The sequence below is a fragment of the Kitasatospora sp. CMC57 genome, assembly GCF_045866025.2.
Taxonomy (GTDB): domain Bacteria; phylum Actinomycetota; class Actinomycetes; order Streptomycetales; family Streptomycetaceae; genus Kitasatospora.
Genome location: NZ_AP035881.2, coordinates 250,099 through 266,758, shown reverse-complemented (window position 1 = coordinate 266,758; position 16,660 = coordinate 250,099). Strand labels below are relative to the sequence as shown.

20 protein-coding genes are annotated in these 16,660 nt (G+C 73.2%); 14 read left to right on the top strand and 6 right to left on the bottom strand.

Going from position 1 to position 16,660, the window contains the following annotated elements:
* Window positions 1–93: 93 nt before the first annotated feature.
* The 5 genes from ACKUU6_RS01230 to ACKUU6_RS01210 are packed head-to-tail and all read left to right on the top strand — an operon-like array spanning window position 94 to window position 4,393.
* Entirely contained in the window at window positions 94–381 is a 288-nt protein-coding gene (locus tag ACKUU6_RS01230) for a phosphopantetheine-binding protein (RefSeq protein WP_407986473.1), read from the top strand.
* 5 nt (window positions 382–386) lie between these two features.
* Window positions 387–1,112, top strand: a complete 726-nt coding sequence (locus ACKUU6_RS01225; protein ID WP_407986472.1) for a hypothetical protein — start codon at window positions 387–389, stop codon at window positions 1,110–1,112.
* On the top strand, window positions 1,109–1,858 hold the full coding sequence (locus ACKUU6_RS01220) for a 4'-phosphopantetheinyl transferase family protein (protein WP_407986471.1): 750 nt from the start codon (window positions 1,109–1,111) through the stop codon (window positions 1,856–1,858). The genes ACKUU6_RS01225 and ACKUU6_RS01220 overlap by 4 nt, the downstream gene beginning before the upstream one ends.
* The gene (locus tag ACKUU6_RS01215) at window positions 1,851–2,732 is read left to right on the top strand and encodes a hypothetical protein (RefSeq protein WP_407986470.1); all 882 of its coding nucleotides are present in this window, start codon (window positions 1,851–1,853) and stop codon (window positions 2,730–2,732) included. The genes ACKUU6_RS01220 and ACKUU6_RS01215 overlap by 8 nt, the downstream gene beginning before the upstream one ends.
* Window positions 2,729–4,393 carry a condensation domain-containing protein gene (locus tag ACKUU6_RS01210; RefSeq protein ID WP_407986469.1) on the top strand — a complete coding sequence of 555 codons (1,665 nt, stop codon included), beginning with the start codon at window positions 2,729–2,731 and terminating at the stop codon, window positions 4,391–4,393. The genes ACKUU6_RS01215 and ACKUU6_RS01210 overlap by 4 nt, the downstream gene beginning before the upstream one ends.
* A gap of 2 nt (window positions 4,394–4,395) precedes the next feature.
* Here the strand turns inward: ACKUU6_RS01210 and ACKUU6_RS01205 are convergent, their stop codons facing one another.
* The 3 genes from ACKUU6_RS01205 to ACKUU6_RS01195 form a co-directional block, all read right to left on the bottom strand.
* Window positions 4,396–4,608: an EF-hand domain-containing protein gene (locus ACKUU6_RS01205; protein ID WP_407986467.1), complete on the bottom strand. Its 213-nt coding sequence runs from the start codon at window positions 4,606–4,608 to the stop codon at window positions 4,396–4,398.
* Between the two features lie 115 nt (window positions 4,609–4,723).
* Window positions 4,724–5,092: a cupin domain-containing protein gene (locus ACKUU6_RS01200; RefSeq protein WP_407986465.1), complete on the bottom strand. Its 369-nt coding sequence runs from the start codon at window positions 5,090–5,092 to the stop codon at window positions 4,724–4,726.
* 62 nt (window positions 5,093–5,154) lie between these two features.
* Entirely contained in the window at window positions 5,155–5,943 is a 789-nt protein-coding gene (locus tag ACKUU6_RS01195) for a helical backbone metal receptor (RefSeq protein WP_407986464.1), read from the bottom strand.
* 129 nt (window positions 5,944–6,072) lie between these two features.
* Here ACKUU6_RS01195 and ACKUU6_RS01190 point away from each other — a divergent pair, with 129 nt between their 5' ends.
* Window positions 6,073–6,948, top strand: a complete 876-nt coding sequence (locus ACKUU6_RS01190) for a hypothetical protein (protein ID WP_407986463.1) — start codon at window positions 6,073–6,075, stop codon at window positions 6,946–6,948.
* 95 nt (window positions 6,949–7,043) lie between these two features.
* Window positions 7,044–7,970 carry an AurF N-oxygenase family protein gene (locus tag ACKUU6_RS01185; protein ID WP_407986462.1) on the top strand — a complete coding sequence of 309 codons (927 nt, stop codon included), beginning with the start codon at window positions 7,044–7,046 and terminating at the stop codon, window positions 7,968–7,970.
* Window positions 7,971–7,977: 7 nt separating this feature from the next.
* On the opposite strand, the gene ACKUU6_RS01180 is transcribed toward ACKUU6_RS01185, so the two are convergent.
* On the bottom strand, window positions 7,978–8,766 hold the full coding sequence (locus tag ACKUU6_RS01180; protein ID WP_407986461.1) for an SGNH/GDSL hydrolase family protein: 789 nt from the start codon (window positions 8,764–8,766) through the stop codon (window positions 7,978–7,980).
* Between the two features lie 85 nt (window positions 8,767–8,851).
* Window positions 8,852–9,778, bottom strand: a complete 927-nt coding sequence (locus tag ACKUU6_RS01175) for a pseudouridine synthase (RefSeq protein WP_407986460.1) — start codon at window positions 9,776–9,778, stop codon at window positions 8,852–8,854.
* 92 nt (window positions 9,779–9,870) lie between these two features.
* On the opposite strand from ACKUU6_RS01175, the gene ACKUU6_RS01170 reads away from it, so the two are divergent.
* The 3 genes from ACKUU6_RS01170 (at window position 9,871) to ACKUU6_RS01160 (ending at window position 12,277) form a co-directional block, all read left to right on the top strand.
* Window positions 9,871–10,560, top strand: coding sequence for a pyridoxine/pyridoxamine 5'-phosphate oxidase (locus ACKUU6_RS01170; protein WP_407986459.1), 690 nt, complete (start codon window positions 9,871–9,873; stop codon window positions 10,558–10,560).
* A gap of 101 nt (window positions 10,561–10,661) precedes the next feature.
* Window positions 10,662–11,675: a WD40 repeat domain-containing protein gene (locus tag ACKUU6_RS01165; protein WP_407986458.1), complete on the top strand. Its 1,014-nt coding sequence runs from the start codon at window positions 10,662–10,664 to the stop codon at window positions 11,673–11,675.
* A gap of 32 nt (window positions 11,676–11,707) precedes the next feature.
* Window positions 11,708–12,277, top strand: a complete 570-nt coding sequence (locus tag ACKUU6_RS01160) for a maltokinase N-terminal cap-like domain-containing protein (RefSeq protein ID WP_407986457.1) — start codon at window positions 11,708–11,710, stop codon at window positions 12,275–12,277.
* 81 nt (window positions 12,278–12,358) lie between these two features.
* Here ACKUU6_RS01160 and ACKUU6_RS01155 read toward each other — a convergent pair whose 3' ends face one another.
* On the bottom strand, window positions 12,359–13,306 hold the full coding sequence (locus ACKUU6_RS01155) for a DUF2797 domain-containing protein (RefSeq protein ID WP_407986456.1): 948 nt from the start codon (window positions 13,304–13,306) through the stop codon (window positions 12,359–12,361).
* Between the two features lie 134 nt (window positions 13,307–13,440).
* Between ACKUU6_RS01155 and ACKUU6_RS01150 the strand changes: the two genes are divergently transcribed.
* The 4 genes from ACKUU6_RS01150 to ACKUU6_RS01135 all read left to right on the top strand — a co-directional run bounded on the left by ACKUU6_RS01150 (window position 13,441) and on the right by ACKUU6_RS01135 (window position 16,659).
* Window positions 13,441–14,850 carry a DUF4190 domain-containing protein gene (locus ACKUU6_RS01150; protein WP_407986455.1) on the top strand — a complete coding sequence of 470 codons (1,410 nt, stop codon included), beginning with the start codon at window positions 13,441–13,443 and terminating at the stop codon, window positions 14,848–14,850.
* A 152-nt stretch (window positions 14,851–15,002) separates the two neighbouring features.
* Window positions 15,003–15,431, top strand: a complete 429-nt coding sequence (locus tag ACKUU6_RS01145) for a hypothetical protein (protein ID WP_407986454.1) — start codon at window positions 15,003–15,005, stop codon at window positions 15,429–15,431.
* On the top strand, window positions 15,425–15,682 hold the full coding sequence (locus ACKUU6_RS01140; RefSeq protein WP_407986453.1) for a helix-turn-helix transcriptional regulator: 258 nt from the start codon (window positions 15,425–15,427) through the stop codon (window positions 15,680–15,682). The genes ACKUU6_RS01145 and ACKUU6_RS01140 overlap by 7 nt, the downstream gene beginning before the upstream one ends.
* Window positions 15,679–16,659 (top strand): NAD(P)-dependent alcohol dehydrogenase, encoded by a 981-nt coding sequence (locus tag ACKUU6_RS01135; RefSeq protein ID WP_407986452.1) that lies wholly within the window; start codon window positions 15,679–15,681, stop codon window positions 16,657–16,659. Before ACKUU6_RS01140 ends, ACKUU6_RS01135 begins: the two co-directional genes overlap by 4 nt.
* The last annotated feature ends 1 nt before the right edge of the window (window position 16,660 follow it).

The following is a 16,660-nucleotide window of genomic DNA, read 5'->3' as shown; positions in this document are numbered from 1 at the left end:
TCCCGCAGCTGACGCACCATCAGATCCACTCTCCGCCAAGCCGGCTACTGCTCCGCTGTCGAGCCGTGCCATGCCCGATGGGACGTACCACCGATGGACGACATCACTCTTCCGGCCGACCTCGCCCTCCGTGGCCGGGTGCTGACCGGCATCGGCACCCTGCTGCCCCGGGTGCTCAGGAAGGAACTCCCCGAAGTCCCGGAGAACGCCTGCCTCTTCGACGACCTCGGGCTCACCTCGGCCGGCACTCTGGAGCTGATCCTGGAGCTGGAGGAGGCGTTGGACATCCAGGTCGACGTCGAGCAGATCGGCGAGGACGACCTGCGCTCGGTCGCCAGCCTGGCCGACTTCGTCGCCGGACACACCATCGCCGAGGGCTGATCGGAGTGCCGCCGCACCAGGCCGGGCCGCACCTCAGGACCGGCGAAGGCGGACTGCGGATCAGCCGGGCGCTGACCCAGCGGTTCGACGGCCGCTCGGAGACCTCGCTCGACCCGGACCTGCGGGTCTTCGCCGGCGACCTGGCCCGGCCGTACGGGCTGGCGCTGCGTGAGGACCTGCTCGCCGAAGGCGCGGGCCAAGCGTACGGCGAGATGGGCGAGGTGCTGATCGACCGGCTCGGGCTGACGGCGGACCAGCCGGTCGACCTGCTGATCCTGGCCTTCGCGGTGCCGGACGTCCAGCCCGGCCGGGCCGTCACCCTGCACCTGGCCCGCCGCTGCCCGGGGCGACCGCTCGCCTTCGCGATCGGCGACCAGGGCTCGGCGGCGCCGTTCACCGCCCTGCGGATCGCCGACCAGTACGCGCGGACCGGAGCCTGCCGCCGGGCCGTGGTCCTGATCCTGGAGCAGACCACACTGCACTACCTGCCCGCCGGTCCCGTGACGCTGCCGAAGCGCCACCAGGGCGTCCTGCTGTTGCTCGAACCCGCCACGGAAGGAACGGACATGACGGTCAGTCAGGGGCGTGGCCCGCTCGGCGGAGGCCATCCGGACCAGCCGCTGACCGGGTGCTGGGCCGGACTGGCGGGAGAGGCCGGCCCGGTGCGGGTCACCGATCTCGACGAACAGTTCGGCCGTTGGTCGGCGCTGGACCAGCCGGCCGTCCGGTGAGCACCGACACGGTCACGCTCTGGGTGATCCCGACCGATCAGCCCGCGCCCGTGGTCGACCGCCTGCACCGGCTGCTCGACCAGGGTGAACGCGAGCGGGCCCGGGCCGTGCCGGACCCGATCCGCCGGTCCAGGTTCGTGGTGGGCCGGGGTGCGGTCCGGCTGCTGGCGGCCCGGCCACTCGGGCTGTCCCCGGTCGAAATCGCCTGGCGGCGGGGCCCGCACGGAAAGCCCGAGCCGGTGCACAACCCAATTGGCGCGCGGTTCAGTTGGTCAGGCTCCGGGCCGCTCGCGGTGCTCGCCGTCGCGCACGGCCGGCCGGTGGGAGCCGACGTCGAGGAGCTGCCCGCCGAACGCGTGGCGGTCCGGGTGGCCGGTCGGTACTTCCCGCCCGAGGAGGCCGGATTCGTCGCCGAGGGACGGTCCGCGCGGCACCGCTCGGCCCGGTTCGCTCAGCTCTGGTGCCGCCGGGAGGCGGGCGTGAAGGCGTACGGAGGGCGGCTCGCCCAGGGCCTGCCGCTCCGGCTGGCCGGCCGGAGTCCGCTCCGGCTCGATTCTCTCAACGGCCTTTCACCCGGCCCCTGTTGGATTCGCGACATCCGGCTGCCCGGGCCGTTCCGGGCCGCCGTCGCGCTGGACGGCCCGGCGCCCTTCGTGGTCCGCCGTCGGACCTGGACCTCGTACACCCCACCCGACCTCGAACCACCCGACCTCGAACCACTCGAACCAGGAGCAGCCGATGACTGACCTCCACCCGTCCGGAGCGGCCACCCTGCTGCCCACCGACGTCCCCGGTGTGGTCCTCTACTCCGGCGCCTTCGAGGCCCTGATCGCCGACCTGCGGCTGGGCATCGAGACGCTCGGCGCCGACGAGCCCTTCGACCGGATCGCCGTCCCGCCGGTGATCTCCCGGGCGCTGGTCGAGCGGGCCGGGTACGTCAAGGCGTTCCCGCACCTGCTCGGCACCGTGCACAGCTTCACCGGCACCGCCTCCGAATGGGGCGAACGCTCCGGCCGTCCGGACTGGCACACCGCCCAGCAGATCGGCGACCTGGTCCTGCTGCCCGCCGCCTGCTACCCGCTGTACGCCACGCTGGAGGGCCGGGAGCTCACCGAACCGGTCAGGTTCGCCACCTCGGCGCACTGCTTCCGGCAGGAGGGCAGCCACGAGCCGGGCCGCCTGCGCAGCTTCCGGATGGCCGAGTACGTCACCGCCGGGAGTCAGCAACACTGCGAGGAGTGGCGTGCCCGCTGGCTGGACCGGGTGGCCGACTGGCTCGCCGCGCTCGACCTCAAGGCCGCCGTTGAGGTGGCCGACGACCCGTTCTTCGGCCGGGCCCGGCGGATCTTCCAAGCCGCCCAGCGCGCCCAGGAGTTGAAGTACGAGCTGCGGGTCGAGCTGGCCGACGGGCTGGTCCAGGCGATCGCCTCGGCCAACTGCCACAAGGACACCTTCGGGACCGTCTTCGGCTTCACCGCCGACGGCGAGCCGGGGCACACCGCCTGCGCCGCCTTCGGCCTGGAGCGGATCGCGCTGGCGCTGATCCACGCCCACGGGCCGCACCTGGCGCACTGGCCGCAGTCCGTCCGGCTCGCGCTGACCGGGGGCCGGGGCCGATGAGCGTGATCACGGTCCGGTACGACGGCGGCAGCTCCGGCTCGGGGCCGCTGACCTTCGGCCAGGACAACATGATCCTGTGCATCCGTCGGGACGACCCCGACCAGATCAACAAGCACGCGGTCTGGCCTGTCCCGCCCGGCACCGGGGTGCCCGAGGTGCTGGCCGTGCTGCGGCAGCTGGCCGAGCGGCACGAGTCGCTGCGCACCCGGTTCCCGGCGCCCGGTCCCGACGGGGAGGCGCGGCAGGAGGTGCACGCCGCCGGGGCGTTCCGGGTGACCCTGGTGGAGGCCGGTCCGGATGACGAACTCGACGTACTGGCAAATGAGTTGGCGCGGAAGGACCGGCCGGTCGGATTCGACCTGGCGGTGGACTTCCCGATCCGCTACACCCTGCTGACCCGGGACGGCCGACCGGTCCGGCTGGCGGTGGTGGTCTGTCACTCCGGTGCGGACGGCGCGGCCACCTCCCGGCTGTTCGAGGAGTGGTACACCCTGCTGAGCGGCGGTGAGCTCGGGCCGCTCAGCGCGCCCACGCCGCTGGAGGTCGCGCAGTCCGAGCGCACCCCGGTGGGCCGCCGCCGGGCCACGGCCTCGCTGCGGCACTGGGAGAAGATCCTGCGCACCAGCCCGCAGGCGGTGTTCGCCGACTCGGGCCTGACCGGGCCGCCCGGACGGCTGGCCACCCTGGCGATCCGCTCGCCCTCGGCCGCCACCGCACTGGCGGCCGCCGCGCAGCGGACCGGCGCCAGCCCGTCCAGCGTGCTGCTCGGCGTTTTCGCCGCCCTGGTCGCGCACCGGGCGGCGCAGCCCAGACTGGTGATCGCCGCGCTCTCCGCAAACCGGCACCGGTCCCAACTGGCTAACCACGTCGGCAGTTTGGCCCAGGATGCGCTGCTCGCCGTGGACACCGGTGCGGCGGACCTGGACGAGGTGATCGGCCGGACCAAGGCCGCCGCGCTGGCGGGCTACTGGCACAGCACCTTCGACGCCACCCGGATCTGGGAGCTGATCGAGGACGTTGCCCATCTGCGCGGCTCGCGCTGGGCCCGGCAGGTGGTGGTGAACGACCTCAGCATGACCATTCCGGACGCCGCCGCGCAGGCGCGCCCGATGCCGTACACCGATCCGGAGCTCAGCTGGTACCCGGACGAGGAGGTGCCGGTCCGGGTCATGCTCAACATCTGGCGGGTCAGGGACTGCGTCGAACTCTCGCTGCACACCTGCCCGCAGGTGTTCGACCGGGACGACAGCGAACGGCTGGCCCGGGGTCTGCTCACCCTGGTCGAGGCGGCGGCGAACGGACCGGTGGCGCTCGACCGCCTGACCGGGCTGACCGGCCTGGCACCCGGCGTACGGGAGGGCGAGTGGGTTCAGGTCGACGGCTCGTGGATCGATCTGGCGGCCGTCCGGGACCTGCTGCTCCAGGCGCTGGGCGCCGACACCGGCCCGTCGGCGGCGGTGGAGCACGGGCGGCTGACCGCCAGACTGGACTCCGGCGCGCGGACGCTCACGCCGGTCGAGGCGCACCGCGCGGTGCTGGCCGGACTGTCGGAGTGGCAGACCGCGATGGCCCCGCAGTACTACGTGATCGACGGGGCCGTCCCGGCCGAAGGAACCGGCCGGGACGGTGGGGTGACCGACTGGCAGACCCGGTTGGGCTGAGATCAGGCGTTCTGGGCGGCCCAGAACTCGTCGAAGTTCAGCACGCCGTCCTTGCTGGTGTCGGCCTTGTTGATGAGTGCCTGGGCGACGGTCTCGGTGACGTACGGGTCACCGAGCTCCGCCATCGCCTTGGTGTACTCGGCCGCGGTGATGAAGCCGTCGCCGTTGGCGTCGAAGCGTGCGAAGACCTGCTTGGCGGTCTCGATGTCAGCCATGGTGGTACCCCTCCTGATGGGTCGTGGTGCAGGTACTTTATCGGCCCATCGAGGGAGGTACGGACGCCGGACCCCCGACCGTGACATCCCAGGTCGGACGTCCGGTGAGGGGCGGTCAGGCGGACCGCTTCGCGTAGTCCGCGTAGCCCTGCCAGTCGATCAGCACGCAGGGCTCGTCACCGACCACCCAGGCGTCGTGCCCGGGAGCGATGGTCATCACGTCACCGGGGCCGAACTCCTGCTCCTCGCCGTCGTCCATCCGGACCGCGATCCGGCCCGAGACGCAGTACCCGGTGTGGGCAGCCTCGCAGCTCTCGGTGCCCGCGATCGGCTTCACGTGCTCGGACCAGCGCCAACCCGGCTCGAAGGTGGCCCGGCCGACGGCCATGCCGTCCATGTCCACCAGTGCCAGCTGTCCCTTGCCGCCCTCGAAGGGACGGACCTCCTCGGGACTCTCCAGACTCTTCCGCAGCAGACCGGTCATCACGCCATCTCCTTCAGCGGCCGCCCGGACGTGCTCTCCCGTCGGGAGGGCGGCCCTTCCTCTCACGGTACGCCGCCTGCCGGGAGGTCTCCCTTCGATGGATCGCCCCAGGTCAGGGGTGGTCCGGCTGACCGCAGGGCCCGGTCGAGGGCAGCTGCCAGGACCTGGGGCGCCTCGGCGAGGGAGGGCCCGTACCAGGTGAGGTGACGGCCGCTCAGCAGCGCCGCCGGGACGCCCGGAAAGGCCTCGGGGCCGTCCTCGGCGGTGAAGCGGTACGGCTCGTCCGGCAGCACCACCAGCTCAGGGTCGGCGGCCAGCAGCTCGCCTATCGGGATCGCCGGGTACCGCTCCGGGTGCTCGGCGTGGATCAGCCGCACCCCGAGCCGCCGCAGCACGTCCCCCGCGAAGGTGTCCCGGCCCAGCACCATCCACGGCCGCCGCCAGATCGGTACCACTGCCCGGACCTGCGACCGGTCGGGCAGCCCCTGCCAGGCCAGTTCGGCGGCGTCCAGCCAGCCCGGCCTGGCCAGGCCCAGGTCGCCGGTCAGCAGCGCCGCCAGCTTGGCGAACGCCTGCGGCAGCGTACGGACCTCGGTGACCCGGACCGGCACCCCGGCCGCGCGCAGCGCCGCCAGGTCCACGGCCCGGTTCTCCTCCTCGTTGGCCACCACCAGATCCGGCCGCAGCGCCACGATCCGTGCCAGATCCGGATTCTTCGTCCCGCCGACCCGCGCCACCGCCAGGTCGCCGGGTTCGGTGCACCAGTCCGTCACCCCGACCAGCAGCTCCCGCCCGCTCGCCGCGATCGCCTCGGTGAGCGAGGGCACCAGCGACACCACCCGCATCGTCATCCGCCCACGCTACCGCCGGTGTTCCCCGGAACGGGCGCGCGGGTGACAGGACCGTCACGGGGCGGCCACCAGGGTGAACCGAGCCGGGTGCCGGGGCGTGGCGGGCCGACGGCGGGGTACCCGCAGGGCATGGGACTGATTCGCAGGCGCCGTCACCAGGACTTCGTACCCGAGCCCGGCGGGGAGGACGTGGCGGCCGAGCTGGCCGCGCTGTCGGCCGAGATGGAGCGGGAGCTACCGGAGAAGCACGCGGCCGTCCGGGAGGCCTGGTACCGGCGGAAGGGTTCACAGCGCGCCAAGTCGCTGGTGGGTACGGTGGCCCGGGTGCTGGGGCGGGGCGGGCTGGCCGCGGCGAAGGGCGCGGGGTACGGCGGGAAGGCGCTGGCGGACCGGCTGGTGACGGCCGCGCCGCGGATCCCGGTCCGCGGCCTGGCCACGCTGCGCGCGCAGCACCCGACCGCGGTGACCCCGGAGGAGCTGGCCGAACTGATCACGCTCGGAGCGTGCCGGTCCTCGGCCGCGCTCGGCGCCGGGGCCGGTGCGGCGGCGATGCTGCCGGTGCCTCCCGCGATGGCGGTGGAGATCGCGGCCGAGACGCTGTCGGTCGCGGCCGTGGAGATCAAGCTGATCGCCGAGCTGCACGAGATCTACGGGACGCCCGCCCTCGGTACGGCCACCCAGCGGGCCGCCGCCTACCTCGGAGCCTGGGCCGACGGACGCGGGATCGACCGGATGGCGCTGATCCGGCCGGCAGGGCTGGCCGCGATGGCCGTCGGTTCGGAGGTGCGGCAGAAGGTGCGGAAGCGGCTGGCCAGGAGCACGCTGCGCAAACTGCCCTCGCTGATCCCGCTGCTGATCGGGGCGGGTATCGGCGCCACCATGAACCGCCGGGACACCCGGAGGCTGGCCGACCGGGTGCGGGCCGACCTGGCCGGGCGTGCTCCGCTCGACGCCGGGTACTGGGCGGCAGCCGCGCCGGGCGCCGGGCGCGCCGTGGAGTCCTGACGGTCAGAACTGTTGACGGTCAGTCTAATAATCTCTAGCTTCTCGGGCAGAGGGGCGCGCCGTGCCCTTCGGCGAGCCCGAGGAGGAGAGAGCCGATGACCACCGCAGCCGGCCGCAGGCCGACCGTCAGGACCGCCCCCGAGGAGTGGCCGGAGGAACGCCGCCGGACCGCCGAGCGGCTGCTCGCCTCCTCCGCCAAGGTCTCGTTCGACCCGCTGACCGAGGTGGACTGGGCCTCCCCGCCGGTGCCCGGCCGCTACTACAGCCCGGCGCACAACCTCTCGCTCTACGGCACCCCGCTCTGGGACGCGCTGACCGAGGAGCAGCGGATCGAGCTGAGCAAGCACGAGGTCGCCAGCATCGCGAGCGTCGGCATCTGGTTCGAGGAGATCCTGATGCAGATGCTGCTGCGGCACGCCTTCGACCGGGACCCGACCAGCGCACACGTGCAGTACGCGCTCACCGAGATCGCCGACGAGTGCCGGCACTCCGTCATGTTCGCGAAGATGATCTCCTGGATGGGCGTGCCGGCGTACGGTCCCGGACGGCTCTCGCACGAGCTCGGCCGGCTCTTCAAGGCGATCTCGACGCACAGTCAGACCTTCGGCGGCACCATGTACGTCGAGGAGATCCTCGACGCCTTCCAGCGCGAGCTGATGAACGACGAGTCGATGCAGCCGCTCACCCGTCAGGTCTCCCGGATTCACGTGATCGAGGAGTCCAGGCACATCACCTACGCCCGCGAGGAACTGGTCCGCACCAGGGTCGGCCCGGTGCGCCGCCGCTACGAGCAGCTGCTGCTCGGCCTGGTGGTGCACCGCTCCACCGTCGGCCTGATCAACCCCAGGCTGTACGCGGTTGTGGGCATCGACCCGAAGGCCGGCCGCCGGGCCGCCCGGAACAACCCGCACTGGCGCGCCACCAAGAAGCAGATGGCGGCCAAGGCGATCGACGTACTGGACCGGGCCGGCCTGGTCGGCCGAACCAACCGCTGGCTGCTCCGGTCGGCCGGGGTGATCTGACGGTCACTCAGAGCGGGGACAGCTCCGGGCGCTTGGCCTCGACGTGGTCGCCGGAGGACTCGCCGCGCAGGCGTCGGCCGACCCACGGGACCAGGAACTCCCGGGCCCAGTGCAGGTTCTCCCGGCGCTGCTCGGCGACCGAGAGCGCCGGGGCGGTCGGCCACGGCGCGTCCGGGTCCTGCGCGGCGGTGAGCGGCAGGCCGACCGCGCGGGCCGCCAGCAGGGCGACCCGCTGGTGGCCTTCGGGGGAGAGGTGCAGCCGGTCCTCGCTCCAGGCCCGCCGGTCGTGCACGGCGCGCAGCGACCACAGGTCGGCGACCGCGCAGTCGTTGCGGTCGGCGATCGCCCGCAGGTGGCCGTTGTAGGTGGCGATCTTCCCGCGCAGCAGCCCGAGCAGCGGGATGCCCCGGGTGTCGAAGCCGGTGCAGATCAGTACCCGGCCCGCGTGCTGCCGCAGCTCCAGCACGGCGGCCTCGAAGCGCTCGGCCGCCTCGTCCGGATCGCTGCCCGGGCGGAGGATGTCGTTGCCGCCGGCGCAGAAGCTCACCAGGTCGGGCCGGATCTCGGCGACCCTGGGCACCTGCTCGGCCATCACCTGGTCGAGCAGGCGGCCGCGCACGGCCAGGTTGGCGTACCGGAAGTCGGCTTCCGGGCGCTGTTCGGCGAGCAGCTGGGCGAGCCGGTCGGCCCAGCCCGCGTACCTGCCGTCGGGTCCGGGGTCGTTCAGACCCTCGGTGAAGCTGTCGCCGAGGGCGACGTACGAGCCGAAGTCGGTGGTCTCCTGGTAGTCAGCCATGAAGACGATAGTTCACCTTGTGAAGTTCCTTACGCGAACGTATGTGGCACCCGAAGGCCGTGATCTTCGCCACCCCGAGCGGCGCTCAACCCTCCGACGGCCAGGCCGAGAGCCGACGGGCGCTCTCGAAGCGCATCGGAGCACCGGTCACCGGGTCGGTGAACTCCAGCGTGTGGGCCAGCAGTTGGAGCGGACGGCGGAAATCGTCCGGGGCGGCCTCGGCCAGCACCTCCGGGTAGAGGGGGTCGTGCAGGATCGGGATGCCGAGCGCGCTGAGGTGCACCCGGAGCTGGTGGGTCTTCCCGGTCTCCGGGAGCAGCCGGTAGCCGCCGAGGCCCGCCCGGTGCGTCAGCAGCTCCACCACGCTGCTGCTGTTCGGCGGGCCCGGCACCTCGCGGGCCGTCAGTTCGCCGCGCTCCTTCACCAGGTGGCTCCGCACCGTGCGGGGCAGGCTCAGCTCCGGGTCGAAGGGCGCGACCGCGCGGTACTCCTTGCGGAACCGGCGCTCCGCGAACAGCGCCTGGTAGGCGCCCCGGTACTCCGGCCGTGCCACGAAGAGCGTCAGCCCCGCGGTCAGCCGGTCCAGCCGGTGGGCCGGGCTCAGCTCGGGCAGCGCCAACTCGTTCCGCAGCCGGGACAGCGCCGTCTCCACCACGTGCCTGCCACGCGGCGTGACGGCCAGGAAGTGCGGCTTGTCGGCCACCACGATCCGCTCGTCGCGGTGGAGCACCGTCACCGGGAACGGCACCGGCACCTCCGGCTCCAGCTCGCGGTGGTACCAGACGTAGGCACCCGGCAGGTACGGCGCACCGGCCGGGAGTACCCCCGCCTCCCCGTGCACGGCGCCCTCGGCGAACATGGCGTCGACCAGAGCGGGCGGCACCGGCAGCCGGTCGACCAGGTAGTCCCGCACCGTCGCCCAACCGCCGTCGAAGGGCAGCCGCCGCCGGACCGGATCGACCCCGCGCCGCTGCGGCAGCGGGGCGGGCGGTACGGCGGCTCGGCGTCTCATGTCGAGCCAGCCTAGTCCAGTGACCGAGGCCGGTCCGGGACTCGGCCCAGGGCAGAATGGGACCCGAACACCGAGAACTGGGAGGCAGTACCGTGACGCGACCGGCCCAGCAGAGCGAAGAGTTGGCGACGCTTCGTCAGCTGCTGCGCTCCCGACCGCCGATGGACCGGGAGCTGCCGGCCTTCGTCCCGGCCGACGCCCCCGAGGACCCGGCCGCCCTGCACGTGTCCTGGCTGCTGGCAGCGATGACCGCCGAGCTGCCGGACGCCCAGGTGGTCACCGTCTCCACCTCGGACGGCGACGGCCACGCCGACGCCCGGGTGCTGGTGCTGCGTGACATCGACCCGGCCACCGGCGGCTGGAGCTTCTTCGCCGACCGGCGCAGCCCGCTGGGCGAGCAGCTGGCTGTCACCCCCTGGGCCGCCCTCACCTCGTACTGGCCCGCCGTCGGCCGCCAGGTCCGGGTGCGCGGACCGGTCGAGGCGGTCGACCGGCAGGACGCCCCACCCGCCGAGCGGGGTGTCGGCCCGGCCGGTCACACCGCCGCCGTGGTCGGCCGGCAGAGCCAGCGACTGGGCAGCACGTCCGAGTTGGAGGCCACCTGGCAGGCGGCCGCCGCCGAGGTCGCCGCCGCTCCGACCGCGCCGGTGCCGGGACTGACCCGGTACGTGCTGCGCGCGGAGACGGTCGAGTTCTGGCAGGGCGACCCGGGCCGCCGGCACATCCGGCTGGCGTACGAGCGGGCCACTTTCGGGTGGGAACGGGGACTGCTCTGGCCGTGACGGGCCGCCGTCCGTGACGGGGCGTCAGCGCACGGCGGCCGGGCTGGGAGGGCGGCCGGGCCGCGTGCGATGATCGCCGTGTGCTCAGGGTGCCCGGACGAATGGTCCTTCGGCGGAGCCGGTCCGCCGGACCGGTCTCGGCGCTGGGGGCTGCCCTGCTGCTGGTGCTCGGCCCGGCCGCCGCCCCGGCGGCCGCCGACGGCAGCCCGCACCGCGAGTTCACCGTCCAGGACGCGCGGATCACCGAGTCCAGCGGCCTGGCCGCCAGCCACCGCCACCCCGGCGTCTACTGGACGCACAACGACAGCGACGACGGCCCGTACGTCTTCGCCGTCGACTCCCAGGGCCGCACGGTCGCCACCGTCACCCTGCGCGGGGTCACGCTGCGGGACGCCGAGGCGATCGCGCTCGGTCCGGACAACCAGCTCTACCTGGCCGACATCGGCGACAACTTCAACGGCAAGTGGCCCGAGGTCTGGATCTACCGCTTCGCCGAGCCCGCCCAGCTGGGCGACCAGACCGTGCAGGCCACCCGCTACCGGGTCCGGTACGCGGACGGGCCGCGTGACGCCGAGGCGCTGCTGGTCCACCCGGTCACCGGCCGGGTGTACATCGCCAGCAAGAGCGACAAGGACCAGGGCCACCTCTACCAGGGGCCCGAGACCCTCTCCACCACCGCCGTGAACACCTTCACCGGCATCGCCGACGTCCCCTGGGTCACCGACGGCGGCTTCTCGCCGGACGGCACCGAGGTGGTGCTGCGCGGCTACTTCTGGGCCAAGCTCTACGACTGGAAGGACGGCAACATCACCGCCCCCCGCTCGGTGAGCGTCCCGTTCCAGCGCCAGGGCGAATCGGTCACCTTCGCGGCGGACGGCGGCTCCCTGCTGTTCGGCAGCGAGGGCAAGCAGAGCGAGGTGTGGCGCGTTCCGCTCGGCAGACCGACCCCGAGCCCGACTCCCACCCCGCCGCACGCGTCCCCGTCCCCGTCCCCGGCCGCACCGGCCGCCGCCCCCGAACCGAGGAACGAACCGAACCACGCGGGCGCCCTGCTCCTGGCGATCGCCGCCGTCGGCGCCCTGTTCCTCTGGCGCAGGGGCCGCACATCCGACTGAGGCCCACGTCACCCACCATGAAGGAGCCGTTGATGGCCGTCATCCACAACACCACCATGAACCCGGGCAAGCTCGAGCTGCTCACCGAGTGGCTGCCGCAGCAGAGTTGGTACCTCGGCGCGGGCCGGGTGCCGGTGCTCGTCAAGGCCGGCGGGTTCCGGCTGGACGACCCCGAGGGCGAGGTGGGGATCGAGCTCATGGTGGTGGTGGACACGGCGGCGGCCGATCCGGTGGCGTACCTGGTGCCGTTGGCCTACCGGGGTGCCCCGAACGGGACCGGCCCGGAGGCGGGGCTCATCGGTACCTCCGAGCACGGCGTGCTGGGTACCCGGTGGATCTATGACGGGACCGCCGACCCCGTCCTGATGACCGAGCTGGCCGCGCTGCTGAACGGGAAGGCCGTCCCGCAGCAGCAGAGCGAGAGCGACGCCCCGGACCCGACCGTCACGGTGCACCCGGTCGGCGCCGACGAGTTCAGCTACGAGGTCGTCCGGGTCCTGCGACCGCTGGAGGGCCCGGCAGGCCCGGGCCAGGTCGTCGCGGGCTGGGTCTGGCCGGACGGCACCTCCGCCCGAGGCGTCTTCGCCACGGCCCTGCCGTAGCGGTCCCGCTCAGCGGCGGCCGGGTGGTCGGGCGGTCGGGTCGGCCGGTGTTGCGGCGGCCGGCCGCCTGCCTCCCGCCGGTCAGAACAGCGCGGCCTGTTCGGCCGGCCGGGCGCGGAGCTGTTCGGTGAGCCCGGTGCACGGGCCAGGCGGGGTGGGCCGTAGGGCCCAGCCGATCAGCAGCCGGGTGTCCAGCAGCACGGGCGTGGCGCCGCTCTGATCGGGCGTCAGGAAGAGATGGCGGCCGATCGGTGGGTGCAGCGTGCCGCCTAGGGTGGCGCCCCCAGCGAGGGCGGTGACCTCGCGGTAGGCGGTGGGTGGCCCGTCGGTGAGGCCGAACAGGTCCACCTGGTCGGTCACCGGCTCGGACGGGAAGAGCTCGATGGCGTGGCCCGCCAGCACCCGGAGCACCTGGGCCCGCAGCGCGTCGACCGCCGCCACCCGCTCGTCCGGCGGGGGCAGCCGCCACCAGCCGCCGACCTTCGCCTTCGCGGTGAACCGCTCCCTGGCCAACCCGGACTGTGCCACCGTCAGCTCGGCCCTGCGGATGCCCGGCAGCGAACCCCGGGCGACGAACGTCCAGGCCAGGGCGGCCTGTTCGACCAGCCGGGCGGTGCCGCGCTGCTCGGCGGTCAGGCCGACCTTGGCCAGGCCGGGGCCGAACCAGGCGAGGTAGAGGCGGTACGTCCGCCCGTCGTCGAGGATCTGGTCCCTGGCGAGGGCCAGACCCTGGTCGGCGTCCTGGCAGGAGCCGCACTGGCCCGCCTTGCCGCCCGGCTCCAGCTCGGCCGCGACCGGACACGGGTGGTGGCGGTGCGCCGTCCGGATCCCGACGCAGCGGCGCGGGCCGACCACCGTCCAGCCGACCCGGCTGCCGGTGGCGACCTCGCGCTCCAGCACCCGGGCCCCGCTCGCGGCGGTGAGCCGGGGAACGCCGTCACGCCAGCGCAGGCCGGTGGCCGTCCAGCCGCCGGCCGCTGGGCTGTTGACCGCCCGGTCGGTGACCGCCTGCCCCGGGTTGCTCGTCATGGGACGTGAGCGTACGGGTCGGCACTGACAGAGCCGTCCCGCGGGGCGAATCCATTGGGAGTGCGGTCTGATGATCGGCTATATTCGCGCAGCCGTCGGACCCGACGGCAGTGCAGCTTCGGGGGAGTCCCACGGTGTCGTCCGAGTCCGACCAGTCCAGCAGTTCGAGCAGCAGCGACACCGGCGGTAGTGACACCGGCACCAGCCAGAGTGGCGGCAGCGACATCGGCAGCAGTGACACCGGCGGCGGCTCTGCGGAATGGTCCCCGCCGTCCGGCAGCGACAGCGTCCCGGAGCCGGCTGCGAGCGCGCCGTACGAACCGCCCCCGGCGGACGCCAACCCGTACGCGCCCCCCTCGGACGGCTTCACCTCGTACGCGCCGCCGGCCGATCCGTACGCGCCGCCCACGGGTCCGTACCCGCCGTCGCCCGGGCCGTCCGGCGCGGTGCCGTACGCGTACCCCGGTCAGTGGGCCGGCGCCCCGGCGCCGTACGGGCAGCCGTACTGGACCGGTCCGCAGGCGCCGCCGCAGGGGAGCAACGGGCTGGCCATCGCCTCGCTGGTGCTCGGCATCCTGGGGTTCGGCTGCTGCCTGTGGGCGCTCGGCCTCGGCTTCGGCATCGCCGCGCTCGGCCAGATCCGCCGCCGTCCGCAGCGGGGCAGGGGGCTGGCCATCGCGGGCATCGTGCTCTCCTGCGTCTGGGCGGTGCTGACGATCGGGCTCGCGGGTGTGTTCGTGGCGAAGGGCGATCTGGACGACATCGCCGACCGGACCAACGTCTTCAGCCTGACGCCCGGCGACTGCACGAAGGAGAGCAGCGGCGACCACGGCGCGGTGGTCCGCCGGTTCACGGTGGTGCCGTGCACCCTGCCGCACCTCGGGGAGGTGTTCGGCACGGTCACGCTCCCGGATGACCAGGGGGCGAACGCCCCCTATCCGGGGGACAAGGTGCTGCAGGACGCCGTCGCGAAGGAGTGCGTCCAGCGGCAGTACGAGTACGTGGCCGACTACCTCGCCATACCCCGGGAGGTGGACGTCACCACGCTCTACCCGGACCCCACCGCCTGGAAGTCGGGCGGCAAGCGGCTCGGCCTGTGCGTCTTCGAGTCGAAGGAGAACCTGACCCGGACGCTCCGTCAGGAGACCGCAGGCGGTACGGGCGAGCAGCGCAGCTACCTCGCGGCCTCCAGGGAGCTGAACCAGGTGCTCGACCAGTGGCCGATGGACGAGCCCGAGGACGCCGATCCGGGCGTCTACCAGGAGTGGGCCCGCAAGCTGGTCAGCGCCGCCCAGATCGAGAAGAGCCAGCTCAACGCCGCCCAGTGGTCCGACCCGGTCCGCGCGCAGGTGGCCCCGCTGCAGGCCGAGCTGGACCAGGTCATCGCGCACGCGGAGAAGCTCCGGAAGACGGCGGACACCGGCGCGCAGGAGGACGAGGTGCTGGAGCTGGAGGACCTGGCCCGGGGCCCGGCGGACACCAGGCTCCGCACCGCCCTCAAGCTCCCGACCAGCGCCCAGGCCGCCCGCCCGGCCACCGTCTGACGCTTCGTCACCCCTCGCCGCCCCGGTTCCCGCCGTACGGGACCGGGGCGGCGCCGTCGGTTGGCGCGCCGCATTCATGTACAGAAACCTTGACATGGTGTCGGCTCTGCTTGACACTCGGGATGTCTGGTTTTCTTGACATTGGGAGTGGGATGGCAATCGAGGAGAAGCGTGCCTGGACGATGCTGCTGGTCAGCATCGGGGCCTACGGGGCCTACCTGGTGGCGGTGCTGGACCGGCCCGAGGGAGCGGGTCTCACACAGGCGCCGTACGTGACGGCGCTGCTCTGGTCGGTCGGTGGGGCGATCCTGACCTCGATCGTGCTGCACGTCGCGATGACCACGTTCTCGCCCAAGGAGGAGAACGTCCGGGACCAGCGGGACCGGGAGATCCACCGCTTCGGCCAGTACGTCGGCCAGTCCTTCACGGTGATCGGTGGCGTCGCCGGGCTGGTCCTGGCGATGGCGGGGCAGGACCGGTTCTGGATCGCCAACGCGATCTACCTGGCCTTCGTGCTCTCCGCGGTGCTGAGCGCGGCCGCGAGGATCGGGGCCTACCGGTTCGGGCTGCACCCGTGGTGAAGCCGACCCGGGTCACCAACGTGATCCGCACCCTGCGATTCACCCACGGCGAGATGACCCAGGCCGAACTCGCCCGCCGGATCGGGGTCACCCGACAGACCGTCATCGCCATCGAGCAGGGCCGCTACTCGCCCTCGCTGGAAGTGGCTTTCCAGATCGCCCAGGTTTTCCAGGTCCCGCTGGACGACGTGTTCCAGTACCCCGCCGCTGCCGCCCCCGCTGCCGCCACCGAGGAAGAAGCCCGCCCGTGAAGGCCGTCCTGCACGACGTCTACGGTCCGCCCGAGGTGCTGCGGGTCGAGGAGACCGACCGGCCGGTGCCCGCCGAGGGCGAGGTGCTGGTCCGGGTGCACGCGGCGGGCGTCGACCCGGGAGTGTGGCACCTCACGTCCGGCCTGCCGTACCTGATCCGCGCAGCGGGCTTTGGCCTGCGGGCCCCCAAGCAGCGGATCCGGGGCCTGGCCGTCTCCGGCCAGGTGGACACGGTCGGCCCGGGGGTCACCCGGTTCCGCCCCGGCGACGAGGTGTACGGCATCGCCGCCGGCGCGTTCGCCGAGTACGCCTGCGCCAAGGCGGACAGGCTCGCCCACCGCCCGGCGAATCTCACCCACGCGCAGTCCGCCGCCGTCCCCGTATCCGGCCCGACCGCCCTCCAGGCCGTGCGCGACGCGGGCCGTCTGAAGCCCGGCCAACGCGTCCTGGTGATCGGCGCGGCCGGCGGTGTCGGTACCTTCGCGGTCCAGATCGCCAAGGCCCTCGGTGCGCACGTGACCGGGGTGTGCAGCACGGGCAAGGCGGACCTGATCCGCTCGCTGGGCGCCGACGAGGTCATCGACCACACCCGTACCGACGTCACCGACGGCGGCCGTCGGTACGACCTGGTCCTCGACATCGCCGGCAACCGCCCGCTCGCCCTGCTGCGCCGCACGCTCACCCTGGACGGCACTCTGGTGATCGTCGGCGGCGAGAACGGCGGCCGTTGGACCGGCGGCAGCGGCCGACAGGTGCGGGCCCTGCTGCTCTCCCTCTTCCTCCGGCAGCGCCTGCGCGGCCTGATGGCGAGTGAGCACCACGCCGACCTCGACACCCTCACCGGCCTGATCGAGAGCGGTGAGGTGACCCCGGTCCTCGACCGGACGTACCCGCTGGCCGAAGCTCCGCAGGCGGTCAACGACCTGATGGCGGGTCGGTCGCGCGGCAAGCTGGTGATCCAGGTGCGGGGGGACTGAA